The organism is Halomonas sp. 7T (assembly GCF_025643255.1).
Lineage (GTDB): Bacteria > Pseudomonadota > Gammaproteobacteria > Pseudomonadales > Halomonadaceae > Vreelandella.
This window is the reverse complement of sequence record NZ_CP087112.1, coordinates 785,242-811,352: the sequence shown is the minus strand read 5'-3', so window position 1 is coordinate 811,352 and position 26,111 is coordinate 785,242. Positions and strand designations below refer to the sequence as shown.

27 protein-coding genes are annotated in these 26,111 nt (G+C 54.4%); 8 read left to right on the top strand and 19 right to left on the bottom strand.

All coding sequences use genetic code 11. The features are described from left to right. Positions 1–43 precede the first annotated feature (43 nt). The 6 genes from cysN to LOS15_RS03650 form a co-directional block, all read right to left on the bottom strand. Positions 44–1,492: a sulfate adenylyltransferase subunit CysN gene (gene cysN / locus LOS15_RS03675; RefSeq protein WP_263068193.1), complete on the bottom strand. Its 1,449-nt coding sequence runs from the start codon at positions 1,490–1,492 to the stop codon at positions 44–46. Beyond that, on the bottom strand, positions 1,492–2,451 hold the full coding sequence (gene cysD, locus LOS15_RS03670) for a sulfate adenylyltransferase subunit CysD (protein ID WP_263068192.1): 960 nt from the start codon (positions 2,449–2,451) through the stop codon (positions 1,492–1,494). The genes cysN and cysD overlap by 1 nt, the downstream gene beginning before the upstream one ends. Positions 2,452–2,661: 210 nt before the next feature. Continuing rightward, a complete protein-coding gene (locus tag LOS15_RS03665; RefSeq protein WP_263068190.1) occupies positions 2,662–3,396 on the bottom strand; it encodes a phosphodiesterase in 735 nt (244 codons plus the stop codon). Continuing rightward, positions 3,397–3,843, bottom strand: coding sequence for a DUF1249 domain-containing protein (locus LOS15_RS03660; RefSeq protein WP_263068189.1), 447 nt, complete (start codon positions 3,841–3,843; stop codon positions 3,397–3,399). It lies immediately after the preceding gene. 13 nt (positions 3,844–3,856) lie between these two features. Beyond that, on the bottom strand, positions 3,857–4,528 hold the full coding sequence (locus tag LOS15_RS03655; RefSeq protein WP_263068188.1) for an NUDIX domain-containing protein: 672 nt from the start codon (positions 4,526–4,528) through the stop codon (positions 3,857–3,859). Between the two features lie 98 nt (positions 4,529–4,626). Next, on the bottom strand, positions 4,627–5,271 hold the full coding sequence (locus LOS15_RS03650; RefSeq protein WP_263068186.1) for a hypothetical protein: 645 nt from the start codon (positions 5,269–5,271) through the stop codon (positions 4,627–4,629). Positions 5,272–5,427: 156 nt separating this feature from the next. On the opposite strand from LOS15_RS03650, the gene greB reads away from it, so the two are divergent. Continuing rightward, entirely contained in the window at positions 5,428–5,964 is a 537-nt protein-coding gene (greB, locus tag LOS15_RS03645) for a transcription elongation factor GreB (protein ID WP_263068184.1), read from the top strand. Positions 5,965–5,971: 7 nt separating this feature from the next. On the opposite strand, the gene LOS15_RS03640 is transcribed toward greB, so the two are convergent. Genes LOS15_RS03640 through LOS15_RS03630 form a run of 3 tightly spaced genes read right to left on the bottom strand, consistent with a single transcriptional unit; the run spans position 5,972 to position 9,410 of the window. Beyond that, positions 5,972–7,027: a methyltransferase gene (locus LOS15_RS03640; protein ID WP_263068183.1), complete on the bottom strand. Its 1,056-nt coding sequence runs from the start codon at positions 7,025–7,027 to the stop codon at positions 5,972–5,974. Then, the gene (locus LOS15_RS03635) at positions 7,024–7,857 is read right to left on the bottom strand and encodes a methyltransferase domain-containing protein (protein ID WP_263068181.1); all 834 of its coding nucleotides are present in this window, start codon (positions 7,855–7,857) and stop codon (positions 7,024–7,026) included. Before LOS15_RS03635 ends, LOS15_RS03640 begins: the two co-directional genes overlap by 4 nt. A gap of 44 nt (positions 7,858–7,901) precedes the next feature. After that, a complete protein-coding gene (locus LOS15_RS03630) occupies positions 7,902–9,410 on the bottom strand; it encodes an amidase (protein ID WP_263068180.1) in 1,509 nt (502 codons plus the stop codon). 193 nt (positions 9,411–9,603) lie between these two features. Between LOS15_RS03630 and LOS15_RS03625 the strand changes: the two genes are divergently transcribed. Both LOS15_RS03625 and LOS15_RS03620 read left to right on the top strand, forming a co-directional pair. Continuing rightward, on the top strand, positions 9,604–10,620 hold the full coding sequence (locus tag LOS15_RS03625; RefSeq protein ID WP_263068179.1) for a potassium channel family protein: 1,017 nt from the start codon (positions 9,604–9,606) through the stop codon (positions 10,618–10,620). Positions 10,621–10,883: 263 nt separating this feature from the next. Further along, positions 10,884–11,372 carry a pyridoxamine 5'-phosphate oxidase family protein gene (locus LOS15_RS03620; RefSeq protein WP_263068178.1) on the top strand — a complete coding sequence of 163 codons (489 nt, stop codon included), beginning with the start codon at positions 10,884–10,886 and terminating at the stop codon, positions 11,370–11,372. A gap of 82 nt (positions 11,373–11,454) precedes the next feature. Here LOS15_RS03620 and LOS15_RS03615 read toward each other — a convergent pair whose 3' ends face one another. Continuing rightward, positions 11,455–11,928 (bottom strand): CreA family protein, encoded by a 474-nt coding sequence (locus tag LOS15_RS03615; protein ID WP_263068177.1) that lies wholly within the window; start codon positions 11,926–11,928, stop codon positions 11,455–11,457. A 199-nt stretch (positions 11,929–12,127) separates the two neighbouring features. On the opposite strand from LOS15_RS03615, the gene LOS15_RS03610 reads away from it, so the two are divergent. From LOS15_RS03610 to LOS15_RS03590, 5 genes are all read left to right on the top strand, one after another. Further along, positions 12,128–13,048 (top strand): 3-keto-5-aminohexanoate cleavage protein, encoded by a 921-nt coding sequence (locus tag LOS15_RS03610; protein ID WP_263068176.1) that lies wholly within the window; start codon positions 12,128–12,130, stop codon positions 13,046–13,048. Further along, positions 13,045–14,001 carry an L-carnitine dehydrogenase gene (locus LOS15_RS03605; protein ID WP_263068175.1) on the top strand — a complete coding sequence of 319 codons (957 nt, stop codon included), beginning with the start codon at positions 13,045–13,047 and terminating at the stop codon, positions 13,999–14,001. Before LOS15_RS03610 ends, LOS15_RS03605 begins: the two co-directional genes overlap by 4 nt. Next, positions 14,001–14,456: a thioesterase family protein gene (locus LOS15_RS03600; RefSeq protein ID WP_263068173.1), complete on the top strand. Its 456-nt coding sequence runs from the start codon at positions 14,001–14,003 to the stop codon at positions 14,454–14,456. Before LOS15_RS03605 ends, LOS15_RS03600 begins: the two co-directional genes overlap by 1 nt. A gap of 233 nt (positions 14,457–14,689) precedes the next feature. Then, positions 14,690–16,240 carry a BCCT family transporter gene (locus LOS15_RS03595; RefSeq protein ID WP_263068171.1) on the top strand — a complete coding sequence of 517 codons (1,551 nt, stop codon included), beginning with the start codon at positions 14,690–14,692 and terminating at the stop codon, positions 16,238–16,240. 98 nt (positions 16,241–16,338) lie between these two features. Further along, positions 16,339–17,157: an alpha/beta hydrolase gene (locus LOS15_RS03590; protein ID WP_263068170.1), complete on the top strand. Its 819-nt coding sequence runs from the start codon at positions 16,339–16,341 to the stop codon at positions 17,155–17,157. A gap of 7 nt (positions 17,158–17,164) precedes the next feature. Here the strand turns inward: LOS15_RS03590 and LOS15_RS03585 are convergent, their stop codons facing one another. From LOS15_RS03585 to LOS15_RS03545, 9 genes are all read right to left on the bottom strand, one after another. Then, complete coding sequence (locus tag LOS15_RS03585; RefSeq protein ID WP_263068169.1) at positions 17,165–18,112, bottom strand: ABC transporter substrate-binding protein; 948 nt, start codon at positions 18,110–18,112, stop codon at positions 17,165–17,167. A gap of 112 nt (positions 18,113–18,224) precedes the next feature. Then, a complete protein-coding gene (locus LOS15_RS03580) occupies positions 18,225–19,196 on the bottom strand; it encodes a GlxA family transcriptional regulator (RefSeq protein ID WP_263068167.1) in 972 nt (323 codons plus the stop codon). A 228-nt stretch (positions 19,197–19,424) separates the two neighbouring features. Further along, a complete protein-coding gene (locus LOS15_RS03575) occupies positions 19,425–19,862 on the bottom strand; it encodes a hypothetical protein (protein ID WP_263068165.1) in 438 nt (145 codons plus the stop codon). 115 nt (positions 19,863–19,977) lie between these two features. Further along, entirely contained in the window at positions 19,978–21,282 is a 1,305-nt protein-coding gene (locus tag LOS15_RS03570; protein ID WP_263068162.1) for a vWA domain-containing protein, read from the bottom strand. 15 nt (positions 21,283–21,297) lie between these two features. Continuing rightward, a complete protein-coding gene (locus tag LOS15_RS03565) occupies positions 21,298–21,792 on the bottom strand; it encodes a hypothetical protein (RefSeq protein WP_263068161.1) in 495 nt (164 codons plus the stop codon). A gap of 29 nt (positions 21,793–21,821) precedes the next feature. Beyond that, positions 21,822–22,586, bottom strand: coding sequence for a hypothetical protein (locus LOS15_RS03560; RefSeq protein WP_263068160.1), 765 nt, complete (start codon positions 22,584–22,586; stop codon positions 21,822–21,824). Between the two features lie 21 nt (positions 22,587–22,607). Then, complete coding sequence (locus tag LOS15_RS03555) at positions 22,608–24,179, bottom strand: formylglycine-generating enzyme family protein (protein ID WP_263068158.1); 1,572 nt, start codon at positions 24,177–24,179, stop codon at positions 22,608–22,610. Beyond that, positions 24,169–25,398: an ABC transporter permease gene (locus LOS15_RS03550; RefSeq protein WP_263068156.1), complete on the bottom strand. Its 1,230-nt coding sequence runs from the start codon at positions 25,396–25,398 to the stop codon at positions 24,169–24,171. The genes LOS15_RS03555 and LOS15_RS03550 overlap by 11 nt, the downstream gene beginning before the upstream one ends. Then, positions 25,382–26,080, bottom strand: coding sequence for an ABC transporter ATP-binding protein (locus LOS15_RS03545; RefSeq protein ID WP_263068154.1), 699 nt, complete (start codon positions 26,078–26,080; stop codon positions 25,382–25,384). Before LOS15_RS03545 ends, LOS15_RS03550 begins: the two co-directional genes overlap by 17 nt. Between the last annotated feature and the right edge of the window lie 31 nt (positions 26,081–26,111).

Sequence of the window (26,111 nt, the reverse complement as noted above, 5' to 3'; positions counted from 1 at the left end):
GGCGGCTTTTTGTTGCTGCTTTTTATTGCTTTACGGCAACGCGCTAACGAAGTAGGTCGCGGATATCCTTCGCTTCCCAATGGGGAAAGTGCTTGCGCACCAGGGCATTTAAATCCCTCTCAAAAGCGACCCAATCGGTAGCATTAGCTTGCTCACGGGCATTGGCCGCGCCGCGAATCATGCCTGCGCCGACGGTCACGTTACTCAGCCGATCAATGATAATGAAGCTACCCGTACCAGGACTGGTGCGATAGTTATCGACCGGGATGGCAGCGGTAAGCTCAACCTCACAGCGGGCAATGGCATTTAAGCCCAGCGCATCGGTAGTGTGCTTTTCCAGCGTATTAACATCAATCTGGTACTCAATCGCGCTTACCTGACCCGAAAGATCACGGGTGGCTAGCTTAAAGTCATACAGCTTGCCAGGGGTGAGCGCCTCTTCATGCATCCAGACAATATCAGCGTTGAACGCATTGGAAAGCGGCAGCTCGGCGTCAGCGCTGACAATCCAATCCCCACGGGAAATATCAATTTCATCCTCTAGGGTGACGGTGATCGCCTGGCCTGGATAGGCAGCCTCTAGGTCACCATCAAAGGTCACCACACGGGCTACCCGGGATGTTTTACCCGATGGCAGCACCTTCACTAACTGCCCAGGGCGCACGACGCCCGCCGCCAAGGTGCCGCAATAACCGCGAAAATCCAGGTTTGGGCGGTTTACGTACTGCACCGGCAGGCGCAAGTCGGTGAGGTTTTGATCACGACTGATTTCCACGCTCTCCAGCATCTCGATGAGCGTTTTGCCTTCGTAGCGTTCATCAGCACTCGCATCAAAATACCAAGGCGTTTGTTCGCTTTGATTTACCACGTTATCGCCGTTGAGTGCCGACATCGGCACAAAGCGGATGTCCGGCGCGCTTAAGTTAGTAGCGAACTCGCGGTACTCGGCAACAATTTCATTAAAGCGCTCTTCAGAAAAGCCCACCAAATCCATCTTATTGACCGCAATCACTAGGTGCTGAATACCCAGCAAATCGGCAATAAAGCTATGTCTGCGAGTTTGGGTCTGCACGCCATAACGGGCGTCGATCAAAATAATCGCCAGGCTAGCGGTAGAAGCCCCAGTGGCCATATTGCGCGTGTACTGCTCATGCCCTGGGGTATCGGCAATAATGAACTTACGCTTATCCGTCGAGAAAAAACGGTAGGCGACATCAATGGTAATGCCCTGCTCACGCTCGGACTGCAGGCCATCTACCAATAGCGCCAAGTCCACCGTATCGCCGGTGGTGCCGCTGGTTTTAGACGCTTGAGTGATCGCCGCCAGCTGGTCTTCAAAGATCATTTTCGAATCGTGGAGCAATCGACCAATCAACGTGGACTTGCCATCATCAACGCTGCCGCAGGTAATAAAACGCAGCAAGTCTTTGTTTTCATGCTCGTGCAGGTACTGCTCGATATTATCCGCGATTAAATTGGACTGGTGAGCCATTAAAAGTACCCCTCACGTTTTTTCTTCTCCATCGAGCCTACCTGATCACGATCAATGGCCCGGCCGCTGCGTTCGCTGGTTTTGGTCAACAACATCTCTTGAATAATTTCCGGCAAGGTAGCTGCTTCAGACTCCACCGCACCGGTCAGCGGGTAGCAACCCAATGTCCTGAACCGAACAAACTTCTCTTCCGGCACTTCATCTGGCGCTAGGGGCAGGCGGTCATCATCGACCATCACTTGCATACCGTCACGCTCCACCACCGGGCGTTTGGCGGCGTAGTAGAGTGGCACGATAGGAATCGACTCAAGGTAGATGTACTGCCAGATATCCAGCTCGGTCCAGTTAGAGAGCGGGAACACGCGGATAGACTCGCCTTTGTTGACCTTGGCGTTGTACACATTCCAGAGCTCAGGGCGCTGATTTTTGGGGTCCCAGCGGTGGTATTTATCGCGGAAGGAGTAAACACGCTCTTTGGCGCGAGACGCCTCTTCATCGCGGCGGGCGCCGCCGAAGGCCGCATCAAAGCCGTACTTATCCAGGGCTTGTTTCAGCGCCTGAGTCTTCATAATGTCGGTGTACTTGGCGCTACCATGATCGAAGGGGTTGATATTGGCTGCCCGCCCCTCTTCGTTGGTATGCACAATCAGTTCCATCCCCGCCTCTTCTGCCATGCGGTTGCGAAACGCGATCATTTCCCGAAATTTCCAGGTGGTGTCGACATGCATCAGCGGAAACGGCGGCGTGCCGGGGTAGAACGCTTTGCGAGCTAAGTGAAGCATCACCGAGGAGTCTTTACCGATAGAGTACATCATCACCGGATTGCTAAACTCGGCGGCAACTTCACGGATAATGTGGATCGATTCAGCTTCTAGCTGCTTTAAATGGGTCAACCTTGCAGCGTCAGGCGCGCCGGGCACCTCTTGCTGCGCCGCCGACGGCGTAGAAAACTGGTTCATTACCTACTCCCTCACAAAACGAAGCTTGCATGTGCAAACACTGTTTGCCGTCACACCGGGTATTACCCAGAGGTGGCGAATGATGAGTAGGGTAACGCTGCGCCGATAATAACCCAAAAGAATTAATAACTATCTTTTTATATCTTTATCGACTATCGAAATTTATTAAGGCTTGTTTTATCAAGGTGATTGCTGCGCGTACAGAAATCGCTATACCGCCACTCGCTCAATCCAGGTCTGCCACTCGGCGCCGTGCAGGTCGATAACGCGATAACCCGGCCGAGAGGCTTCATCAATCGTGAAGCTTTCAGCATTAGGCATAAACTGGTCTGCCATAGCTGGGCAGCCATACACGCCGATTTCCGCTCCCGCCACGCAATGCTTCTGTGCATAGGCCTGATGGGCATGACCAAACAGCACAATCTTCACCTGGGGGTAAGCACTTAGCACTTGCCAAAAGGCGTCACGGTCTTGCAAGCCAATGGCATCCATCCACGCGGCCCCCACTGCGACCGGCGGGTGGTGCATAGCAATCAGCGTCGGCCGGTCGTCGGCTTCAAGCTGTTCCGCAAGGGTAGAGAGCTGCTCGCTGCCTAGCCTACCGTAGGGCTGCCCCTCAACTTGAGTATTCAGAAGCAGTAGGCGCCACTGCTCTAAATCCACTTCTTCAAGTAGCGGATGTTCCGCCAGCATCAGCTCTGGCTGATCGTGATTGCCCGGAATCCAGAACCATGGGCACGGCAGCGTCGCCAGTGCCTGGCAGGCTAGCGAGTAAGAGGCAGAAGTTTCATCCTGGCTGACATCACCGGTGAACACGACGATGTCGGGCCGTTCGGCGATGACGCGCTCCAGCACCTGCTGAAATTGTCGCCAAGGCACACCGGCCCTAGAGCGAGCTTCTTTATCGGCATGTAAGTGAGCATCGGTAATTTGTACCAACCGCATTTAAGGTGTCTCCGGCACATCATAGGCGTGACCATAGGCCAAACCGTGGGCTAACCACTCACCCAAAAAACGGTTGAGCTGCAGTTTTTCATCGGGTTGGTGCATTCTGGCATTGGGGTAACGGTAGCGGCCGCTAAAATGACGCTCGCGCTGAAAGTCTGTCACCTCGGCCATGCGTACATCATGGTAGAGGTGAACGCGCATTCGTGGCCCTTCAATCACCGCATCCAGAGGGCCACTCTGAGACACCTCAACCATGGTGGTGTAAGGAGCCTGCTGCACAATGGTCAGATGTAAATCGCCAAAGTGCTGGTCGTCGCCGTGCAGCGCAATATCGCGTTGCTGGCCACACTCCATATCCCCCACTAGGCGAATCAAGCGCAAGTAGTTAGCGCTACACTCACCCTGCAGAGATTTTAAATCGGTGACATAGGCAGCTCTGGCCATGCTCACTCCTTAATCAGGTTCGCTTGGCATCTGTGTTTGACAATACAGCGCGATGAGAGGCCGCGCGCAGCGACGCGCGCTGCCCCGCTAACCAGTAAAGCGCAATCAAACACATGGCGTTGTCGAGCCTTCCCTGCTCCAGGAGTTCCCATACAGCGGGATAATTAACGACATGAACACGAATATCTTCGTGCTCTTCATCCAATCCGTGAATACCGCCCAGCCCTTGACTATCGACCAGCCCGCAAAAGAGCGTCACTCGCTCGTTACAGGCGCCAGGGCTAGGGTAATACGTGTGCAGCTGAGTAAGCGGGCCAACATGGCACCCCGCTTCTTCCAGCGCTTCTCGACGGGCGACCTCGTCAAGCGGCTCGTCTTTATCCGCAAGCCCAGCCACCAGCTCTAACTTCCAGGGGGAGTACGGGTCGTCAATAGCGCCCGCACGGAACTGCTCTACCAACACCAGGGCATCTTTAACGGGATCGTACAGCAGAACGCCTACCGCATCATGGCGATTATGCACTTCACGGCGCATGGTGCCGCTCCAGCCGCCTTCAAACAGACGATGGCGCAGCTCTAGCGCTTCCAGACGGAAGAAACCTTGGTACAAGGTGTCGCGCTTAAGAAGCTCAACATCATTTCGACCAAGCTTGGGTGCTGCTGAAGGGTTGGGGCTAGACGCCATGAAACACTCCCGATGATAGCAATCGATCTATTATCAATGCTCGGCACCGGGAATGCCAATTCAGCCACCCATTGTCTCAAGCGACCGAATTGAGGCGACTATAACGTTTGTAGCAGAGTCTGGGCATCTTGACGCAGCGCTTCATCAGACGCCTGGCGATTGTCACGGGCGTCCCCATTGACAGCGCGTTCAGCATGCTCGCGGGCAGCTTGAGTATTGCCTTCTTCTTTTAAGAACGCCGCATAGTAGTAGTTAACGTCAATACCGTCAGGGCGAATTTCCAACGCCCGCTGAAACATATGCTCAGCAGTACTACTATTACCAAACCCCAGCGGACGACCTGGCGCACGATCATACAGGGCGCCAAGCGTTACATACGCCGAGCCGTTGCCACCCTGAGGATCAATCTCGATGGCTCGCTCTAACGCATCACGGGCATCGCCCGCAATGCCTAATGCGCCAAGGCCACCGCGCTCGCGGGCATAAGAGGCCAGCACAATGCCTTGCCAAATAAGCACTTCTGCTTCATTCGGATACTGCTCAGCTAACGCTTCGGCTTCGCTTGCCAACGCTTTTAAGGTGTTTTCACGTTGATTTTGGGGCATCTCGGTCACGGTATTTTCCCAACGATTTTTCAGGGAAAACACATCACCTTCATAAGCCAACGCGGTTAAGGGTGCCAGCGCCAAGGTACTGCCCAGGGCAGCGGCTAACAATAAGCGAGAAAAAGAGAGTGTATGCATGAAAATGCTCCTAGATTATTTTTATACAGCGGTTGACTAGAATTGCCCTCTCACAATGTAACGAACGTTTGAATGATTCGCCAGTCAATCATCGGCTATGTGATAGTGGCCGCCCTTAGCGTAAGCTTGTTATTTTGTTCAAGGCGAAAAAAACCGATGAAAGGCCGCAATATGACGCGCTGGCGCGACCCAGCCAAAGACCCGCGCCAAGCACCCAAAAGCAACCTGATTACCGCCGAAGGCGCTGCCCGGCTGCGCAATATTTTGGACCACCTCACTAGGGTTAAGCGGCCGGAGATTTCGGCAAAAGTTGGCGAAGCCGCAGCCCAAGGTGATCGCAGCGAGAACGCGGATTACACCTATAACAAGAAAGAGCTAAACCGCGTTATTGCACGCATCCGCTACCTGACGCTTCGCTTGGACGAACTGCAAGTGGTCGATAGGTTACCGGCCAACACCGATAAAGTCTTTTTCGGTGCCTTTGTCGATCTGGAAGATGAGAAAGGCGAAGCGCTCTCTATTCGGATTGTTGGCCACGATGAAATCGATACTCAAAAACGCTGGATTAGTATCGATGCCCCCATGGCCAAAGCGCTGCTAGGCAAAGAAGTGGATGATGACGTCACGGTGCTGACGCCCAACGGAGAGACGCTCTATACCATTACCGCCATTCGCTACGCGGGAAAAGCGTAGCGGCCGTTTAACGTCTTTTACTAGATGCCTGACGGCCATGTTTGCGACTCTCTTGTGGCTGAGCTTCTAACTGGGCGTGGTAAACTCGAAAACGTCGGTTATCCGCTAGCGTCTCGAAACTACCGAAGGTGCGCTCAAGCAGGCCGGGGTAAGGTAAAAACGTATTGGCCACTAACATTAACTGCCCTTTGTCGGTTAAATGGCTTGGTGCCTCTTCGATTAATCGGGCACTAGGGCCATAGCTAACGTCGCGCTCTTGGTGAAACGGTGGGTTGCTCACAATCAGGTCAAAATGCTGCCCTTCAAGCGCCGTGTAAACATTACTCTCCAACACCTGACCATCAAGCTGATTCGCCGCTAGCGTTCGGCGGCAGGCGTCTACCGCAAAAGCGCTGACATCTACAGCCGTGACCTGATGCCCACGCGCTGCCAGCCACGCACTGATAATGCCGTCGCCGCAGCCCATATCCAGCACTTTTAATGCTTTGCGGGGCCGCGCATCAAGAGCTGTTTCAACAGCTTGCAATAGCAGCTGGGTTCCTTCGTCTACTTTGCCATGTCCAAAGACCCCAGGGTGGCTCACCAGCGTCATGCCCAGTGCTTCAAAATGCTGCCAGCCACTGTCGGGCGTATCAATCGCAACGGTTCGAGTAGCAAATAGAGAGCAACGCCGAGCGTTATCAAGCTTGTCACAGCGCATTCCCAGCTCACTAAGAATTTTGGGTACGCGTTTGATACCGCCCTGGTGTTCACCCACCACATCCACCGGTGTATTTTCAGGCAGCATGCGGCACAGCCACTCAAGCCACCAGATCCCCAACTGGTGGGCTTTTGGCCAGAACAGCACCACTTGCCCTGCCTGTTGCACAAAAGGCGCATCAAACGGACTGACGGCAACTTTATCTCTGGCTTCCCATTGCCCACGCAGCGCCACGTCACCGCTTACCATCGCCGTGGAGTGCTCTATCAACCAGGGGTCAGACAGAGGAGCAATCGGCCATAGCTGCGCAGCGTTTCCGTAATAGCGTTCAAGAAGTTGGCAAGCGGGGAGTTGAGCACTCATCGGTCGGCCTCAGGTTTATTAAAGGTATAGAGTAGATAGCGGCCCAGCCGCCAGTGGGCGTCGTGACGGCAGTACTGCTTTTCTAACGCCAGCAGCGTTGCTTGTTCGCTCTCTGTGGCAGGAGGCTGACGCAGGTAGTCCTGAAAAATGCGTACACCTGCTACGCCTTCCATGACTAAGCCGTTCTCAGCCGCCCAGCGGCAGACGTCATCGTGGGTAACGGGTGAAATCGGCGTTAAACGCTGTCGCTTGCCCTTACCTTCCAACTGGTCACTGAGCGCTTTTTGAAGGTTGCCCTTCACCACGTTAGAAAAACGCAGCGCATCGCGGTTAAATACCATCAGGCTTAATTGCCCACCAGGGGCTAATAGGCTCGCCAGCGTTTGCATGGCTTGCCGGGGCTCACCTAACCACTCGAGCACCGCATGGCAGGTAATGAGAGGCCAAGGCCCTGGGGCTTGCTGGGGTAATGCCTGCAGCGGCGCATCAAGATAGCGGAGCCTTTCTGGCGGCCAGGCATCTTCGTTAATACGCTTGCCATGCCACGCCTTTGCGTGGGCAAGCATATCCGGGGAAGGTTCTGCCATGGTCACTGCGTGCCCACGCTCTGCCAGCCATGCAGCAAGCTGCCCCAAGCCGCCGCCTACATCAAGCACAGGCTGCGCCTTTAGCGTCAGCATGTCAGGCAGTAAATAATCCAGCATAGCCAAGCGCAATTCGCCCCGGGGTGCTTGATAAAGCGAGCGCGAAAACTTATCGACTAAGCCGTCGAAGTAGCGATCCCCCGCCTGGGTTAATTCGTAGCGTGTTGATGGTTCTATGGGGTGCATGCAGGGCGCCAAGCGTTGTTTCAAAGCGGCGTAGTTTACCCTGCTTAAACGCTAAACGCTTGCGGGCAAAGACGGCATTGCCAATCTTCATGTTGCTCCATAGCGGCCGCTAGCTGTAGCAACTGTTTATCCTCCCCCAAACGCCCTACCACTTGCACGCCAACAGGCAAGCCGTTCGCCGCCACATGAAAGGGCACAGACATAGCCGGCTGGCCGGTAAGGTTGGCCAGTTGGGTAAACGGGGTGCGGCGAAGCGCATCCACCGCCAGCCGTTTTAGCATTCCCGCTTTTAGTGCCAGCGACGGCACACCGGGTAGGGCTAGCAGCGACATGAATCGCTCACGGGAGGCCGTCGGATATAGCTCACCAATTTTAGGGGCAACATCTTCAGCTACTGGCATCACCAGCGCATCATAGCGCTGGTGAAAGTGGCTCATTTGCTCAGCGGCCACATGCCAGTAACGCTTGGCAAGTTCATAATCACGCGCTGACAGCTGCGAACCTAAGCGGCCAATGGCCCGCGTAGAGGGCTCAATGGCTAGCCGATGCACTGGCACCCCAGTTTGCTGGCTAACCCAGTGCAGGTCGGCGGCTAAATGACCTAAATAGAGCGTCAGGTAGCTATCCGCCAAGGCATCGCCTTCTACCGGCGGGTCGCACCACTCGACCTCATGCCCCATGGCGGCCAGCGCATGAGCCGCTTTCTCAACGGCGGTTGTCACTTCCGCACTTACCTGAGTGCCAAGGCTGCGACTCAAAAAATCACCCAGCGACACAGCGATACGCAGCGGTTTGTTGGTGGAGGATAAAGCGGCCACATAGTCTGTTTCACGGGGCACAGGATACGGCCCCGAGGGCGCCATGCCATTGATCTGCTCTAACAGCGCCGCGCTATCGCGTACACTTCGAGTAATCGCATGCTCGACCACCGCACCTTGCCACACCTCACCGTGGGCAGGTGTAAGCGGCACTCGACCGCGGGAAGGCTTAAAACCAAACAGACCGCAGTAGCTGGCGGGAATACGAATAGAGCCCCCGCCATCTCCCGCCAGCGCAATGGGCACCATGCCACTGGCGACCGCAACAGCAGAACCACCGCTTGAACCGCCGGGGGAGTAACCTTCCCGCCATGGGTTTTGTGGATGTGGAAACGCCTTTGGTTCGGTAATCCCCATCAGCCCAAGCTCCGGCGTCGCAGTCTGCCCCATCACCACCAAGCCCGCCTCGCGCACGCGCTTGATCAGTAACGAATCCTCCTTAGGGCGCCAGTTTGATAAGGCAGCGCTACCAAAGGCGAGCGGCTCCCCTTCAAGGGCCATTAACAGGTCTTTGCTTAACGTGGGTACGCCTGCAAAAGGGGCGTGCTCGGCAACGCTCAACCGCTCCTGGTTGGCCCGCTCAAAACGCGTTCTCACCACCCCATGCAGGGTAGGGTTTAGCGCTTCAATCGTGTTTACCGCCGCATCGAAGACTTCTTTGGAGCTGACCTCTCCACGCCGGGTTAGCGCTGCTAAGCCCGTGGCATCGTGCTGTTGATACTCGTAAACATGCATCGTATTGGCTCGTTGTTATTTCAGGCATGAAGCCACAGCCTAGCACCTATAGAGCGCATCTTGGGCGTCAAAAACGAGGGCCTCGCCGGATAGATATACCTACCACACGCATTGGCGCAAACGGGAAGGCGTTGTTACGTTTATGCTTGTAGGCGCGAAAACAAATGGAAGAAACACCAACAGAGGGATGACCATGATAGGAAGCGCGCTAATAGGGATATTAGGCATCGTGCTTATCGCAGTGGCGAACTACGATGCCATTAAAACAACGCTTTCTGCTTCAAGCTCTGGCCCGTTCACTAATCGATTTATTAGCCAGATATGGGCAGTGCTCCTTTTCATCCACAAGCGTTATCCTAATCACCAACGCTTGGCAGCGGTTGGCCCATGGATGACCGTGGGCCTGATGATCACATGGTTACTGTTTATTTTACTTGGCTGGTGGCTGCTGTTTTGTGCCTCCCCTTTTGCCGTGGTAAACGCCGATACTCAACAGCCCGCCGATGCCATTGAAAGGCTTTACTACGCTGGCTATACCCTTACTACCCTAGGCTATGGTGATTATGTACCCGGCTCCGACGGCTGGCGTATGGCTCCGATCATAGCCGCCGCAAATGGCTTTTTTCTATTTACGCTAACCATTACCTATATGCTCAATATAGTGGCTAACGTAACGGAAAAACGGCAAACGGCCCTGAACATCAGCGCGCTCGGCACAACGCCCTGGCAAATTCTTGAAGCAACCCATGCCAACGGTCAATTCAGCAGCCTTAGCCAGCAGCTGCAAATATTACAACCTTCTATTGGTAAGCTGGGCCAGCAGTACCTCGCTTACCCCATTCTCCATTATTACCACGATAAAGCGCATGATAAATCACTCGCCCTAGCGCTCACGCGTCTTTACCAAGCGCTGCTCATCGCAAGAGAAAGCTACCCAGATATCGACAGCGCTACCAAGCAGCAGATGACTATAAGCCTGAAAATAATAGAGGGCTTCATCGTGACACTGGATAGCGCGTTCATTTTGGCTCTGAAACACCCGCCCCGCCCCCCTAATCTTGAAGCTTATTCATCACTATCTGGTCTAAGGCTTTCACCCGAAGGCTTGAAGCAATTGCTCAACACAGAGCACCAAAAAGTCCTGGCTGCCTACGTACATAAAGATGGCTGGAAGTGGGGAGATGTGTGGTCAAACAGTAGAACAGAATGACATCCCGCCGTAACGGCTGGGTTATTTATCAAGCAGCGTCAACGCCATCTTTACTCAGGTGCCTAGTAGCCCTTACGCCGCTTGAGCGTTAAGAAAATGCCATGGGACGTTTGCTGATCACAGCAATAATAGCTAAGCTCATATCATAAGTTGTACGAACATCACCACCAAAAGAAAGCTTTCGTATAACTTATAGCTATCTATGATGCATTGGCATCTGAGATAGGAAACATCCGTTTTTAACCCATAAGGAGAGTGGCGCTATGTCCAGCCCGGAACATAAGCAGAAGATCTGGAAGATGATCAAGGATATTAAAGTAGGCATGTTGGTGACACTAGATAATGAGGTGCCCCGCGCTCGCCCCATGCACTTAGTGCAGGATGAATACGACGGCACCCTATGGTTCTTCACACGCCGCAGTGCTGAAAAAGTGTTTGAAGCGAAGAGCGATTACGACGTTTGCCTCAGTTTTTCTGACCAAGAAGAGGGCGTGTATGTCTCGCTATCAGGCAAAGCCAACCTGACGGATAACCGCGAGCTAATTGATAAATACTGGAACTCTTTTATTGGGGCTTGGTTCCCAGAGGGCAAGGATGATCCTGATGTCGCCCTACTGGAGGTTAAGGTGCAGATGGGTGAGCACTGGAAAGCGAAAGAGAGCAAAGCGTTCCAGCTGTATGAAATCACCAAGGCCAACCTTAAAAAAGATGCAACCCCCAACCTGGGCGAAAATGAAAAATTCGGTGGTTAACCTTAGCTCAAAGCGCCCTACCCATTGGGCGCTTTTCAGTTTGATGGCACTGATTGTTGGCTGCTCACCGTTAAGCCCTTCCCTAGTATTCGCCATAATGGACGGCTGAAATCGCATTCTTAGGCGAACCATCCACAAGCTTGGTGCTGTAGGTTAGATATATAAAGGTGTGCGTTTCAGCATCGTGCATACGGACGACACGCATATTTTTGAAAAGCGCTGAACGGCGCTGATTAAACACCACTTCTTGCTCTTCTACGTCGTCAGGGTCAAAGGCAATCTCCCCTGTTTGCCGACACGCCACGCTCGCCTCACTGGCTTCTTCCGCAAGGCCAACCGCGCCAGAAATCCCACCTACTTGAGAGTAAGAGAGATAGCAGGAGATACCCGGCACTTTTGGGTCATCAAAGCGCTCCACTTCAATCGTACTATTCGGACCGAGCAGCTTGAACTCAGTTCGCACACTGCCTATATGGGCGTCCTGCGCTACCAGCGAGGTAGATAGCATTGAAGTCAGAACAAGCGACGTCATAACAACCGGTTTTAAAAAGCGCATAACAATGTCCTTAGCACTTGTAGCAGGGCAATAACAGATCCAGAGCAGACCTAATGGAAACACACTCATGGCGCACCCATCACCCGCAAAGGAGCACGCTTGTCGCTTAATGTTTATCTGATGTCGCTTAACGCCAATTGAAACAATGAGCTTGTTGCCACAATAGGGCCAACCTCTCAGCCCCCAAAAGGAGCAGCAAGTGAATAGAAACGTGATTTTAACCTGTGCAGTCACTGGCGCTGGCGATACGACGGCAAAAAGCCAACACGTGCCCATCACGCCGAAGCAAATAGCCGATGACTGCATTGCCGCCGCGAAAGCCGGGGCTAGCATAGCGCATATTCATGTGCGCGACCCCGAAACGGGTGGCATCAGCCACTCCCTAGATCACTTCCGCGAAGTGATGGAGCGTGTGCGCGAAGCCGACGTGGATATCGTCATGAACATCACCGCAGGCGGTGGCGGCGACTGGATTCCTGATGTAAATGACCCGACCCGCGGCGGCCCCGGCACAGATATTCAAACACCCGCCCAGCGCCACGAACCGGTCGGTGAGCTACTGCCCGAACTCTGCACGCTAGACTGCGGCAGCCTCAACTTTGGCGACATGGTCTACGTCAACCCCGCTGACTGGCTACGCGAGCACGCACGTTTGGTGCAGGCAGCTGGCGTAAAACCGGAGCTGGAGTGTTTTGACCTGGGCCATGTGTGGTTTGCCCGTCAGCTGCAGCAGGAAGGATTGATTGAGGGCGACCCACTCTACCAGCTTTGCTTAGGCATCCCCTGGGGCGCTGAGGCCGATCCTGAAACCATGTTGGCGATGCGCAATAAACTGCCAGAAAACGCCCAGTGGGCAGCCTTCGGCATCGGTCGTCATCAAATGCCCATGGCAGCGCAGGCGATCCTTTTAGGTGGCCATGCCCGGGTCGGCTTAGAAGACAATCTCTACCTGAAAAAAGGCACGCTCGCCACGAACGTCCAGCTGGTGGAGCATGCTTCGACGCTTATTGAGAACCTAGGTGCCCGCGTTATGACACCCGCTGAAACGCGCGCACACCTCAAACTACGTAACCCGCATACCGGTGGTATTGAAGGTCAAGCTAATGGAGGTCAATCATGAGCCAACAGCTCACGGTTATCGGCACGGGCGTTATCGGTAATGGCTGGATCGCAAGGGCGCTCGCAAACGGCTGGGATGTTGTGGCCTTCGACCCAGACCCTGATGCGCCGCAGCGCACCCGCGCTTTCGTTGACAATGCATGGGCATCGTTGGAGAAGCATGGCCTCGCTCAGGGCGCCAACCCAACGCGGCTGCGCTTTGTGGAAAGCTTAGAAGCGGCGGTGGAAGGCGCTGACCTGATCCAAGAAAACGTGCCAGAGCGTTTAGATCTCAAGCGTAAGATTCTTGCTGAGCTGGATGCCGCCGCCGCGCCACAGGTGCTGATCGGCTCTTCTACATCCGGCTTCAAGCCCAGCGACTTGCAACAGGACTGCACGCGGGCACCAGGCCGCGTCATTGTCGCGCACCCGTTTAATCCGGTTTATCTATTGCCGCTTGTGGAACTCGTGGGCGGTGAAGCGACCGCACCTGACGAGATAGAGCGCGCCCGCACGCTTTACCAGGCGCTTGCTATGCGTCCTCTGGTCGTGCGCCGAGAGATTGAGGGGCATATTGCGGATCGCCTAATGGAAGCCTTGTGGCGCGAGGCGCTGCACTTAGTGAATGATGGGGTGGCAACGACCGAAGAGATCGACGCCGCAGTAGTTTACGGCTGTGGCCTGCGCTGGTCGTTGATGGGCACCTTCCTAACCTTCCATTTGGCAGGCGGCGAACAGGGTATGCGCCACATGTTGGAGCAGTTTGGCCCAGCGCTAAAACTACCTTGGACAAAACTGGAAGCCCCCGAGCTCACCGATGAGCTGATCGACCGTGTGGTGGAGGGCTGTGAGCACCAAGCTGCGGGGCGACCAGTGGCTGAGCTTGACCGCCGCCGCGATGACTTTTTGGTCGAACTGCTGGGCTTGGTACAAAAGTATTGGCCTGAAGCCGAGGGCTTGGAAGGGCGTATCTAATGGTCATTTTAGAGAGCCGTGTGGCTTCAAACTGGGTCGACTACAACGGCCATATGAACGATGCCGAATACGCTCGGGTCTTCTCGTTGGCGGTCGATGCGTTAATGGAGCACGTCGGCCTAGACGAACCAGGCCGCACACGCCATTGCTACACTATCTATACCCTTGAAACGCACCTCTGCTATCGCCGTGAAGCCCACGAGGGGCAGCCATTAAGCGTAGAGCTTGCGCTACTGGATCGCGACACGAAACGCCTCCACGTTTTTTTCAAGCTGCATGACGAGGAAGGTAACCTGCTCGCCACCAGCGAGCAGATGCTGATGGGCATGGATAGCGATAGCGGGCGCCCTGCCCCCTTTCCCACGCCCGTTGAGGCCGCTGTTGCTGCATTACCCCTCGCCTCACCCTCGGATTGGCCAGAACTCGCCGGCCGCACGATAGCCATACGGCGATAACAACACACCCGCAGCGCCTTATAAAACCGCCATAATCGCCCGCTTAGGCGGGCGATTTACCGGGACTGCCGGCCCGACGCCCGGCCCAGGAGGACAAGAATATCGCTACGCCCACTCCCCCCCAGCACCCCACGCCGCCCTCACACAATCACTCACCCAAGGCCGAACTTAGCACCGATTACATGGTGACTGAGCTTGCCCAGGGCGGCTTCTTCCAAGGTATGCACAGAGGCATGACGCTAACCGCGAGCGCGCTTGTGCTGCTCTTTGTACTTTTCACTGGGTTTGGTTCAGAGACTGCTAGCAGCGTCTTTGGTACCACACGCGCCTGGATTGAGAGCACCTTCAGCGGCTACTACCTCATTACCGTCATGCTGCTACTCGCCGTCTGTGCCTTTATCATCTTCAGCCGCTTCGGCAGCGTAAGGCTTGGCGCTGACGATAGCCGCCCAGAGTTCAGCAATTTTGCGTGGTTCGCGATGTTGCTGTCTGCCGGGATTGGCATTGGCATTCTGTTTTTCGGCGTCGCAGAGCCGGTGTTCTACCTCGATAATACCGGCGCCTTTGGCTACCCCAACAACCCTCATGCCGATATGGCAGACGCCACGGCGATTGGCCACGAGCGCGCTATTGATGCATTGCGCGTCACGCTATTTCACTGGGGGCTGCACGGCTGGGCGATTTATGTGATTGTGGGTATGTCACTGGCCTACTTTGCCTATCGCAAAGGCTTGCCCCTGGCGCTGCGTTCTGCACTTTACCCGTTTATCGGTGAGCGCATTTTTGGTCCTGCCGGCCACCTGTTCGATATCCTGGGCGTATTGGGCTGCGTCTTTGGGGTGGCGACCTCTCTAGGCCTAGGGGTTAGCCAAATGGCCGTTGGGTTAGAGCGGCTGGCGGGCGTAGACCCTGGCCTTAATACTCAGCTGATGCTGATTGCCGGCATTTCTGTTATCTCAATACTTTCGGCTGTATCAGGCGTACGCGGCGGCATTCGGCTGATTTCCGAGATGAATATCTGGGTATCCTTGGTCGTTATCGGTATTTTTCTGCTAGCGGGCCCTACGCTGTGGCTAATCAGCGTCTTTGGCGAAACCCTTCTCGACTACGCGATTAACTTTATCCCCATGGGGCTTTGGTATGCAGAGGAAGAAGGGACAGCCGCCTGGCAACAGGGCTGGACGATCTTCTATTGGGGCTGGTGGCTCGCCTGGGCGCCCTTTGTAGGACTCTTTATTGCCCGCATTTCCAAAGGGCGCACGCTGCGCGAGTTTGTGTTAGGCGTTCTATTCGTGCCCACCCTCATCATCTTTGTATGGCTGATTATCTTTGGTGGCAACGCCATGCATCAGGAGCTAAATGCGACAGGAGGCCCGGGCAGCGCTGGCATTATCGAGCTAGTTAACGCCTGGAACCTACCGGCTGCACTGTTTGCCACGGCGGATGGCATTGTGGGTAGCGGCACCTTTGGGTGGGTTCTCTCCGCCCTCATGGTCTTTCTGCTAATGAGCTGGTTCGTCACCTCATCTGATTCCGGTACGTTGGTGCTGACCACCATTTTGTCTCTGGGCGACAGTGAGCCGCCCATACGCTTTCGCGTTTTCTGGGGCGTGGTGATTGGCTTAGTAGCGGCGGTGCTGCTGGTGGCAGGAGGTCTGAATGCGCTGCAAACAGCACTGATTGCAGCCGCCCTACCACTCAGTGTGGTCGTGCTGGTAATGACCGCCGGCGTAATGGTGTCGCTATTCCGCGAGTCGCTTGACGCACGGCATCGCCAACGCTGAGCGAACAAACGGCAAAACACTAGGCGTCTGCTGATGACGCCTAGTGTTCAATACGCCATTGGACGTTAACGACCGCCGCCGTGAGTAACGAGTATCTGATGAATATCGAAACCTTTATCACCCGTTTTGAGCAAGGCTTAGCTAACGTCACGCATAGCGCGCCCGCAGAGTCGCGCCAGCGCTACGACCAGCTGTGCGAAACATTTGCCCCGTCCGACCCACACGGCATGCGCATTACCGATGAGACGCGGGGTTGTGTGACGCTCCGACACTTCATCCCCGCCCCTGCCAAGCCGGGTCGCGTTATGTATCTTCACGGCGGTGGGTTTACGCTGGGGTCTATCAACAGTCACCATGGCATTGCAGCCAGTTTGGCAAATCAACTCACGCGCCATGTTGTCAGTCTCGACTACCGCCTAGCGCCTGAAGCGGACTACAGCGACATGCTTGGGGATTGCATCAACGCGGCACATAATATGGCGCCTATCGCGATCGTCGGTGATAGCGCGGGCGGTCGCTTGGCTCTCGACTTACTACCGCGATTACCGCATAGCGTCCCGCTAGGTCTCATTTATCCACCGGTCGGCCCACTTAACCCGCAAACGCTGGGGCCTGATGCCCCATTGCTTAGCCGAAACGACGTGTTGTCACTGACTCCCTTCTGCCCGGGGCTTAGCACCCACGTTGATACACTCCCACCCACCGCGCAGTTAGAAGTGCTTTCCGTTGAGCATGACCCGTTAACCTCTCCTCTTGAACAAGCCGTTGCTGCCTGGCGCCGTAACGGTGCGCAGGTAGGGTATCGTCGCGCCAACACGATGGTGCACGCCGCCTTACATGCCCATGCACTGTTGCCAGAAATGCAAAGCGCCTGGCAAGATTTTTGCCAGGCGCTCAACCGACGACTAGATCATTGATGCTCGATTACTGATAACTAGCGCGCACCGCCTCTATCGCTGGCTGGCCATCTCTTGTCGTTACTCCCTCCAGCCATGTCGCGACAGTACCTAAGTTGGCACTGATCCACTCAGAGGCTACTTCATCGGCGGGACGATCTTCGTAGCTATAGCTATGCACCCAGGCGTTTTGATCCTCGATATCCACTACGTACTGTGACAGAAAACGGTGCAGCTGAGGATCTTCTGTTGCCATATTAGCAGGCACAATGCTCCATACCGTGCTCTCGATCTGGGCAATTCCCGCGTCATCGGCATCGTCCAAATAGGCCATATCGAAGCTGACGTTCATCCAGTGGGGTTCCCAACCCACAAAGGTGACCCATTCGCCGTTTGCCATTTTCTGTTCGGCCTGAGCCAGCATGGCGGCCGTCGAACTCTCCCTCAGCGACCAATCGCCTAGCCCCACGATATCGTTATCAATCGCTGCAAGGATCGCCGTATTAATCCCGGTGCCCGCCTCGATGCCCTGAATCTCACCGTCGAAACGGTCACGGTGGGCGTCCAGGTCGGCCACCGATGTGACGCCAGCGTCGTACACGTACTGCGGGACCACTAAACCGGAATTTGCTCCCTGGATATTGGACACCAGCTTTTCGACTTTATTGTCGGCTACCAGCGGCTCTACCATATCGGTTTGCACCGGATACCAGCCACCTAGATACACATCGAGATCGTTTCGGGTTAAGCCTTCCAGAATCACACTGACGGCCAAATCACGCTGGCGGGTTTGATAGCCCATGGCCTCCATTAGCTGCGCAGCAACCTCCGACTTTACCGTCACTCCAGGCCAGGGCGGCACACCAAAACGCACCTCATCCAGGTCTGCCGCAGCGGGTCCCGTCATTGATAAAGTCGCCAACCCTGCAACGCTTAGGGCGCCAATACCTTTTAACCTACCGGCTATATGCTTCATTGTCGTCTCCTCTTTTAACGTTATAGTTCGACAAGTTTGACGACTAGAAAACATTTGAAACGACACCAGGCGACATTAGATATTCAAAAAACGACAAGCGTTAGACATTTACTCAGTCTTCAGTTTGTCGGCGCGCCTCCATGGGTGAAGCACCAAACTGCGCACGAAATGCGCGTGCAAAGCTTGAACTCGACGAAAACCCGCAGGCGACACCCACTTCCAACACATCCATATCGGTTTCAGTGAGCAGACGTTTTGCCCGCGTTAACCGAAGTGATAAATACCATTGGCGCGGCGTGTGATGCAGATGGTCTTCAAATAAGCGCTGCAAGTGACGAGAAGAGACGCCGATGCGTTCCGCAATCTCCTTGAGGGACAAAGGCTCTTCCAAATGGCGCTCCATTAAAGCAACGGCTTCAATCAAGCGCCGATTATGCGTGCCTAATCGTCGCGCTAGCGACATGCGCTGTTGGTCATGCCGATTCCTGAGACGTTCATGAATAAGCTGCTCAGAGACATCAACAGCAAGCTTGGCGCCATGGCGCTGCTTGATAACCTCTAACGCCATATCCATCGCCGCCGCACCACCGGCACAGGAGAAACGGCGTTCCCCCAGCTCAAACAGCTCATCCGATGTGTCGACGCGTGGAAAACGCTCGCGAAAAGCAGGCAAGCTTTCCCAGTGCAGCGTTACTCGCTCACCTTTTAGCAGCCCTGCTGCAGCTAGCAGAAAGCATCCTGTATCAATGCCGCCTAGCACGCAGCCTGCCTGATCTAAACGGTGCAGCCAACTGACCAACGGCCGCGTTAGGTGGGTCTCTGGCTCAAAGCCACTGCAGACGGCCAGCGATGGCAAATCAAGACATTCACCGATCGGCTGATCCACCATCAGTGTCATACCGTTACTAGCACTGACCGGCTCCCCATCCAAGCTGTACAGCGTCCAATCAAACAGCGGGCGCCCGCTCATACGGTTCGCAATTCGTAAGGGTTCGACGGCGGAAAAAAATGCCATCATTGAGAAACGGGGCAATAAAACAAACCCAATACGCTCAGGCATGAGACCGTGGTAATGCAAACGCAAGTGGCTAACTCCTTATCAGGCCTTGCGGAGAGGAACAGCGCGACATCGACAGTTTAACGGTTTGCTGAGACGTATACTTCTCGACCACCCGTATAGGGTGGTCGAGGAGGTAAGAAAAGCGGCAGGCACTCTTCCAACGCATCAAAAAGCATTGCATCCTGACGGGAGAAGGTGCTAGCCAGACTGCTTAGCTAATAGGCGCCAACATAAAACAATGAAGTAAATTTCTCAGCCTTTATTGACTAATCGCTCCATATTTAATGCGATGGACAATATTAAGATTAACCCTTCTTTTAGCAATGACATGCCAATAACTGCAAAGTAAAAGTACACTAATACGGTAATACCCGCCGCGATACCTGCCATAAGGCCGCCATACCCCATACTGCCGCCAATCAACGCAATCACACTTACCAGTACGCCAATAAACCACGATAAAAAGATGGCGCCATCCCAAGCGGCCCTAAACCAATCAAAAACAGGAAATTCAGACTTGCTAGAAGCGATCTTTTCTTCATCGCTACTTTGGCGCATGGCAGCCAGGCGTAACGCAGCGCCTTTCCAAATTGACCAAGGAATAGTAAAAAAGCGTACGACACATACAACCAGCGCCTGGATTATTGCTGGAACAATAGCCGTACCAATTTGGTTTTGTAGCTGAGACATGTTTTTCCCTTTTAAATTTTTAGTGCGCCTTTAGCGCAGAGGCTTCATTGCCTCGTCGTAAAACTGCCTGTTTATCACAGGCAGGAGAACCGCCCGTCAGGCGGATAATTTTGGCTTATTCACAATGACTGGCATTCAGTAGCTGAGCGCTAGCTTTCTGTAGCATGCTGCTAATCTCAATGGCATCCTGTGAGCTAAACACTTGACCACCGGTCTGTTCTGCCAAGCAATTTGAGAGACCACCTTTCGTCACATCAACGACGTTAATGGTGAGTCGTGGCTGATCTTGAGCAATCTCGGCGGCTACTTGGCACTGGTCTTGTTCGCAACCGTCGGCCCCATCAACAAACGCGATGATGGTGGCATCTCGCTCACGGCCATCCACTAAACCCGCTGCGGCCACCAAGCTTTCAGCAAGCGGGGTACCATCGTAAGCATGTAACGACTGGATACCGGTAACCAGTTGTTCCCGCTGATCCATGCTGAATATGCCTTGTTTGACCGGAACCCCACAGCCCGCATAGGTAATGAGCCCAGTATCAATGTCAGGATGAAGCTGGTTGATAATATGCGAGACCGAATCCTTGGCGACCTCTAATCGAGAGGTTCCTGACTCTAATGATAAGAGACGCTCATTGCCCATATTACGCAGCATCATCTGACGAAACTCAGACAAACCGAAATACCACTCTTCGTCCTCTTGTGTTGCCGCAATATTGAGATTCATCGAACCGGATGTATCAAAAATCAATACAAACTCTGGCGGTAAGCCCTGCTCACCCTCACGGCAGGCGTAAGGCACGGTCCCTGAACCGTTTCCAAACCAGCTGGGCCAGTAGCGATCCAAAGGCCAAAGTAGATACACAAGCCACCCTAGCGCAAGAAGCAGAAGCAGTGGCAACAACCACAGCAGCGGCCTAAAGGATCTGCGACGTGAAGCCGCTGCCACCCGGGCAACAGGTGGCGTAATGGGGGCAGCGGGCCTAGGCGCTGGAGCAGGCGTAACGCTGGGCGCAGCCGCTTTCACCATGTCAGCTCCCCAGCGAATCACCACGGGTTCGCCATTGAGGCTATAGAGGTGCTGGTGTTCAGCGGGGCCAATCAAGGTTCGCAAGCTTTCACCAGCGCCTGTATCACCGCGCCTTACCAATTCATCGGCTAGTCGTCCTAGGCTTTGCTGGCGTTGCGCATAACGCTCCAACAAGTGAGATTGCTCATCTTTTGTTAACGCATCAAACGCCAGCGGCTGTCCTGGCAGTTCCGTCCACCACTCCAGCGTGTCCCCCTGCCCGTTACGCGGTAGAGCAAACATAGTGCCGATGCTAGGAGGAAAGTGGCGATGAATAAGCGCCACTTTAGCCTGATAGCTTTCAAAGGTGCCGCCCAGTATTACTTGGGAATCACGCAGAATCCGTTGCATTGTTAAGCATCCGCCTTATTCGTAGCCTAGGCTTTGCTGAAGGCGGCTTACCTGCTGCTCAAGCTCTGCCAAACGTGCCCTTTTGGCTTCCATCTCAGCTTCATCACGGGCTGGCGCTTGATTCGCGTGCAACTGCTGCTCAATGTCATTTAGACGATGCTGAAGCCCGAGTTCCTCACCGGTACGCGCTTGCAAGCGCGTTAGCAGTGTTTGCAGAGAGGTATTAAGCGCTTGCTGCTTTTCCTGCTGAACACTCAGCTCTTCGCGGGTCGCCTGCTGCTGGGCTCTAATATCGCTATAGACTTGATGGAACAGGGCATTTTCTTCTTGATCCAGACGAACCTGCTGCTCGCGCTGCTCAACTTGAGCACGATAAGCCCCGGAGGTATCACAAGAGAGTTTTGCCACTAAGCTCGCATCACGATTATAGGGATCGCACTGTTCCGGTGTGGTCGCACAACCGGCCAGCAGCACCATGCTGCTGGCAATCATTATGGCTTTTTTCATCATGGCCTCTTCATAATGTCTCGGTCGAGCACTTAGCCCAGCGTGATCGCAGAGCGCATGTTGTAGAGTTCATCTACTTCTTGCTGTAGTGCCAATACCTGCTGGTTCATGAGATCGATATCCTGCTCGATACTCGCCATTTCTGCAGGGCTAGCTTCCGCTCTTTCTGCAGCAGCAACCTCTTGATAACCGTCTGCTTTCTTGCGCATATTGGCCAGTTCACGACGCAAGATATCAATGTTGCTATCAATCGCTGCTAACTCGCGCTCTGCGGCCGCTTGATCTAACTGCTGCGCTGCCATATCCGTTTGAATGCGCTCAATACGCGCTTTGTCTTCCTCCATCACCTCGCGCGCTGTTTCAGTACGTGCGATGACATTACGAGTATCGGCTTGAATATCCGCACTCATTGCCTCTAAGCGCTCGCTGGTATTGGCGTATTCACTGCGGCGTTGATCCAGATAAAAGTTGGCCCCCATAGCAACGCCACATGCCCCTAAGCCTGCAATAATCATGCACTGAGTGCGGTTGCCTGGATTGGTAATCGCGCACCCCAACATGCCAGCTGCAGCACCTGCAGCACAGGCTTGATAGCCCGAGCGGCTAAAAAACTTGGCGTCATTGCCCTGGGTTAGCCGTGGGTCAGCAGCAGCGCCATTACCGTTTCCGGATAGCATAGAGCTTCCCGTCGTGACACAGCCGCTGAGCACTAACATGCTGCCCGCCACTGCCGACATCATTAGTGCTTTCTTCCAACTTGACGCCTTTGTCTTAAATGATGTGCGTTTGCTTTGCATAGTACGTTCCCTTGCGTTTTTTTAGTTAGCCATGGCTTTGCAGTTTTCCAGCCAGGCATCGGTGGAGATATGTTGCTGCTGCAGGTAATCGCGCTGGTTTTCCCAGTGCGTGTGTAGATAAGGTTTAAGCTGGGTGAGTTGACGATTACGGGTGATGATTTCTTCAAATACGTCTACTTGCTCTTCAAGCAAGCTTTCGCCGTAAAGCGTGGCTGATTCAACTAAACTGCTGGCGTAATAACGGCTTAATGCCTGCAGCCTTGCATCCTGCTCTTCCAGGCGTTGTTGGCGCATGCCGCAGCTTGAATCTGCATTGCCAGATTCACAGTTAATTTGGTAATTGTTGTGGAGAAAATCGAGGAAAACGCCGTCATCCTCTAGCTTGGTGCAGAGAAAACTTCCCAGGTTAAGACTGGCGCGCACGGCTAAGTTACGCGCTTCTTCCTGACGCTGATTACTGGCTCTTAGCTGGCTCTCTAAGTCGCGTAACTGCTCTTGTAACGCGGTGTCTTCAAGCTCTGATGCCAAACTACTCAATTGTTCCACTGTTCCCGGGGACTCCTGAGATGCATTACTCGCCTCTAGGTCGGTTCCCAGCTCTTGCCAACTGGCTTCAATCGCAGCAATTCGATCCCGCGAGGTTAATGCAGGCGCCACCAGGGATAGGCGAAAACCTACTTGTCCACTTTGGGCTTGGCCGCTGTCACGGTAATACGGCTCTTCGCCGCGCAGTGCTGTACGAATATCGCTCTGGGGCGTTAAATAATTCCCCCCGCGTACCACGAACCCACCCGCCTGCCCGTGCTGACGATCCAGTTTATTGAGGCGAAACGGCTCGAACATCATTTCAGCCGCATTACCCAAAAGATCATGCAAGCCCAGTGGGTTAGGCTGCAGTAAACCAGCTAGCTGCAGCTGGCCGTTAGCGGACTGTGGGCCTGCAAACCACTCATGACCATTTAAGCCCTCTGGCATGGGATATCGGCCATCGCGAAACTCGGCAACGCCAACCTCCAAGCCACCGCGCGCAGCATATTCCCACTCAATTTCTGTGGGTAAGCGTACAAACCCCAGCACCCCATCTTCTTGAGGCAAGGTATCTTCGCTGTTCTCACGCAGCCACAGGTTGTAACGGTCCGCTGCCGCCGTGGCATCGAACCAACTCACGGATACCATTGGCAAGCGTAAGCGCGTCGACGGTGACGGGCACTCGTCCCCCATCAAAGCGTCATACTGCAATTGCGTTGTTTCATACTTGGCCAACAAGTAGTAACGCGATACGCCTTCGCCCTCACTGAAGTTACCGGAAACGTAGGAGGGGCGGCGCTGCTCGACATACCCCCAGCCAGTACCGTCCTGACCAATATTAATCGGGTAATCATCCAGCGGCCCAGTAGCGGGAATATGCACTTTGCGAAACACCATGGCGCCATCACAAGGCATCGGCAAAATGACATCGTCCTCTTGAGGTTTGGGGTTATACAACCGCTCATCCCATTCGGCTGAGGCAGCGCTCACCTGCAAAAGCAAAACAGCAGCGCACCCCGCGCTTCCCCAATATCGGGAAAGACCTCTAACAGATTTATAATTCACGCAGACTCTCCGCAGGTTCAATACTGAAAGCGCGCAGCATGCCGATCATCGCCACCGCGAGGGCAACTAACAACGCTAATAAAAGTGCCATCACGCCGTGCATGAAGGTGATCCGGCAAACAACGCTGCCGGTTGTCGAGCTCATCGCTAACGCCTGGTTAAATACCTGGCTTCCCAGCCCATAAAGGGCAAGCCCAACCCCATAGGCGGCTAGTGTTAGCGTACTGGCCTGCAACACGATATATACGGCAATGGCCGGACGATCAAAGCCGAGCAGACGAAGCACGGCTAAATCCTTGCGCTTACGGTCGATGTTGGCCAAAAAAGCGCCTAGCATTGACGCTAAACAGCCCACCAACGCAGTACTCGCAATGACCCCAAACACGAGTCCCAGCACATGATTGATAGCCTTAACGTTCTCGATCTCAGCCAGGCGGCTGGCCGTATCGATATGCTGCGAATTGAGCCACTGCTCCAGTTCCGCTACTTGATCTATGTCGGCTGCGTAAAGGCGAGCACGGGCAAAATGCGTTTCCCGCTCGCCTCGCTCCTCCCCCGTGTTCACGCCAAGGCCATCAATACGGTAGCCATCACGAAAATCCTCAAGCGCTATCAACAGCGGTAGCGCGACAAAGGCCGCCGGTCGAGGAAACACATCCGCAGGTAAAACACCTTGCACAACGATAGCTTGCTGTCCACGCTCTGCCCAGCCATCCAGGCGGCGACTGACAAACAGGCTCAATTGATCACCGACATCCACATTTAAACGACGCGCTGCCGACTCACTCAGCACGACTGCCTGGCCCTGAAGGGGCTTGGATAGCGAAAGGGATGCCAGCAGCGGGTCACCTTCCGCTGTGGGAATTATTTCAGCGTTATCCACGAAATGGCGGCGATCCCGCACCAAATCGGCCTGGGTATTGAGTGAGCGTGTCATACCAATCGCAAAACCCACCTCAGGCAGGTTGCGTAGCCGTTCAAGCCAGTCGGCATCATAACGACCGCTGGAAATCATACGAATTTCCAAGTTGCGCGGGTCATTCAGTAGTTCCGCCTGTAATTGGCTGACGACCCCATGCTTAAGCCCGAACAGCAATAACAAGGGCGCAATCACAGCAACTAGCGCCGCGGCAATACACAGTGACACCTTGCGGTCATACCAAAGGTCTTTTAGTGCTAACGATGCCAACAGTCGAAATCGCTCAGTTGCGGGGTTCAAAGACGGTCTCCCCTTTTACCGTGATGGCATCAAAGCGCGCCAAACCGAATGTCTGAACGAGATCCCAATCGTGGGAGACGACTAAAGCAGCAAGCTGTAGCTCTTCCACCACGTCCATAAACAGCGCAAAGAGCCCATGCGCGCTGTGAGGATCCAATGCAGCCGTGGGTTCATCCGCCAGCAACAGCTGCGGCTCGTGCGCCAAAGCACGCACAAAAGCGACCCGCTGACGCTCACCAATGGAAAGCATGGCCGGACGTTTATCCATCAGCGGCGTTAAACCCAGGCGTTTGACCGCTTGCGCAATACGCTTGCTTTCACTAGGCAGCCCCTGCAAGCGGCGTGGCAGGGCAATATTGTCAGCCACATTTAAGAACGGCAGTAACCCCCCGCTTTGCAGCACAAACCCTAGGTCACGCGCACGAAGCTTCGCCAGTTCACCTTGTTCATCAGACCGCCAAAGCGCTGCCACGTCGTGCTGCGATTTTCCAAGCATAAAATGCTCAAGCTCGCTGGGTGCCAGCAGCAGCCCCACCGCTTCTAACAAGGTACTTTTGCCACATCCACTAGGGCCGGTAATCGCCACGCATTCACCTGGCGACAGGCATAATTCTGGCAAGCGTATTTTATGTACTTGTGCGCCTTGACCACGCTGCACCACCATGCCCTGTATCGCCAACATCCTGTCTACCTCTATGGTTTTATACGCCGAT

Excerpts from the sequence above, each read along its gene's own strand:
- cysN (WP_263068193.1), bottom strand. The coding sequence starts at position 1,492 with ATGGCTCACCAGTCCAATTTAATCGCGGATAATATCGAGCAGTACCTG.
- cysD (WP_263068192.1), bottom strand. The coding sequence starts at position 2,451 with ATGAACCAGTTTTCTACGCCGTCGGCGGCGCAGCAAGAGGTGCCCGGC.
- LOS15_RS03665 (WP_263068190.1), bottom strand. The coding sequence starts at position 3,396 with ATGCGGTTGGTACAAATTACCGATGCTCACTTACATGCCGATAAAGAA.
- LOS15_RS03660 (WP_263068189.1), bottom strand. The coding sequence starts at position 3,843 with ATGGCCAGAGCTGCCTATGTCACCGATTTAAAATCTCTGCAGGGTGAG.
- LOS15_RS03655 (WP_263068188.1), bottom strand. The coding sequence starts at position 4,528 with ATGGCGTCTAGCCCCAACCCTTCAGCAGCACCCAAGCTTGGTCGAAAT.
- LOS15_RS03650 (WP_263068186.1), bottom strand. The coding sequence starts at position 5,271 with ATGCATACACTCTCTTTTTCTCGCTTATTGTTAGCCGCTGCCCTGGGC.
- greB (WP_263068184.1), top strand. The coding sequence starts at position 5,428 with ATGAAAGGCCGCAATATGACGCGCTGGCGCGACCCAGCCAAAGACCCG.
- LOS15_RS03640 (WP_263068183.1), bottom strand. The coding sequence starts at position 7,027 with ATGAGTGCTCAACTCCCCGCTTGCCAACTTCTTGAACGCTATTACGGA.
- LOS15_RS03635 (WP_263068181.1), bottom strand. The coding sequence starts at position 7,857 with ATGCACCCCATAGAACCATCAACACGCTACGAATTAACCCAGGCGGGG.
- LOS15_RS03630 (WP_263068180.1), bottom strand. The coding sequence starts at position 9,410 with ATGCATGTTTACGAGTATCAACAGCACGATGCCACGGGCTTAGCAGCG.
- LOS15_RS03625 (WP_263068179.1), top strand. The coding sequence starts at position 9,604 with ATGATAGGAAGCGCGCTAATAGGGATATTAGGCATCGTGCTTATCGCA.
- LOS15_RS03620 (WP_263068178.1), top strand. The coding sequence starts at position 10,884 with ATGTCCAGCCCGGAACATAAGCAGAAGATCTGGAAGATGATCAAGGAT.
- LOS15_RS03615 (WP_263068177.1), bottom strand. The coding sequence starts at position 11,928 with ATGCGCTTTTTAAAACCGGTTGTTATGACGTCGCTTGTTCTGACTTCA.
- LOS15_RS03605 (WP_263068175.1), top strand. The coding sequence starts at position 13,045 with ATGAGCCAACAGCTCACGGTTATCGGCACGGGCGTTATCGGTAATGGC.
- LOS15_RS03600 (WP_263068173.1), top strand. The coding sequence starts at position 14,001 with ATGGTCATTTTAGAGAGCCGTGTGGCTTCAAACTGGGTCGACTACAAC.
- LOS15_RS03595 (WP_263068171.1), top strand. The coding sequence starts at position 14,690 with ATGACGCTAACCGCGAGCGCGCTTGTGCTGCTCTTTGTACTTTTCACT.
- LOS15_RS03590 (WP_263068170.1), top strand. The coding sequence starts at position 16,339 with ATGAATATCGAAACCTTTATCACCCGTTTTGAGCAAGGCTTAGCTAAC.
- LOS15_RS03585 (WP_263068169.1), bottom strand. The coding sequence starts at position 18,112 with ATGAAGCATATAGCCGGTAGGTTAAAAGGTATTGGCGCCCTAAGCGTT.
- LOS15_RS03575 (WP_263068165.1), bottom strand. The coding sequence starts at position 19,862 with ATGTCTCAGCTACAAAACCAAATTGGTACGGCTATTGTTCCAGCAATA.
- LOS15_RS03570 (WP_263068162.1), bottom strand. The coding sequence starts at position 21,282 with ATGCAACGGATTCTGCGTGATTCCCAAGTAATACTGGGCGGCACCTTT.
- LOS15_RS03565 (WP_263068161.1), bottom strand. The coding sequence starts at position 21,792 with ATGATGAAAAAAGCCATAATGATTGCCAGCAGCATGGTGCTGCTGGCC.
- LOS15_RS03560 (WP_263068160.1), bottom strand. The coding sequence starts at position 22,586 with ATGCAAAGCAAACGCACATCATTTAAGACAAAGGCGTCAAGTTGGAAG.
- LOS15_RS03545 (WP_263068154.1), bottom strand. The coding sequence starts at position 26,080 with ATGTTGGCGATACAGGGCATGGTGGTGCAGCGTGGTCAAGGCGCACAA.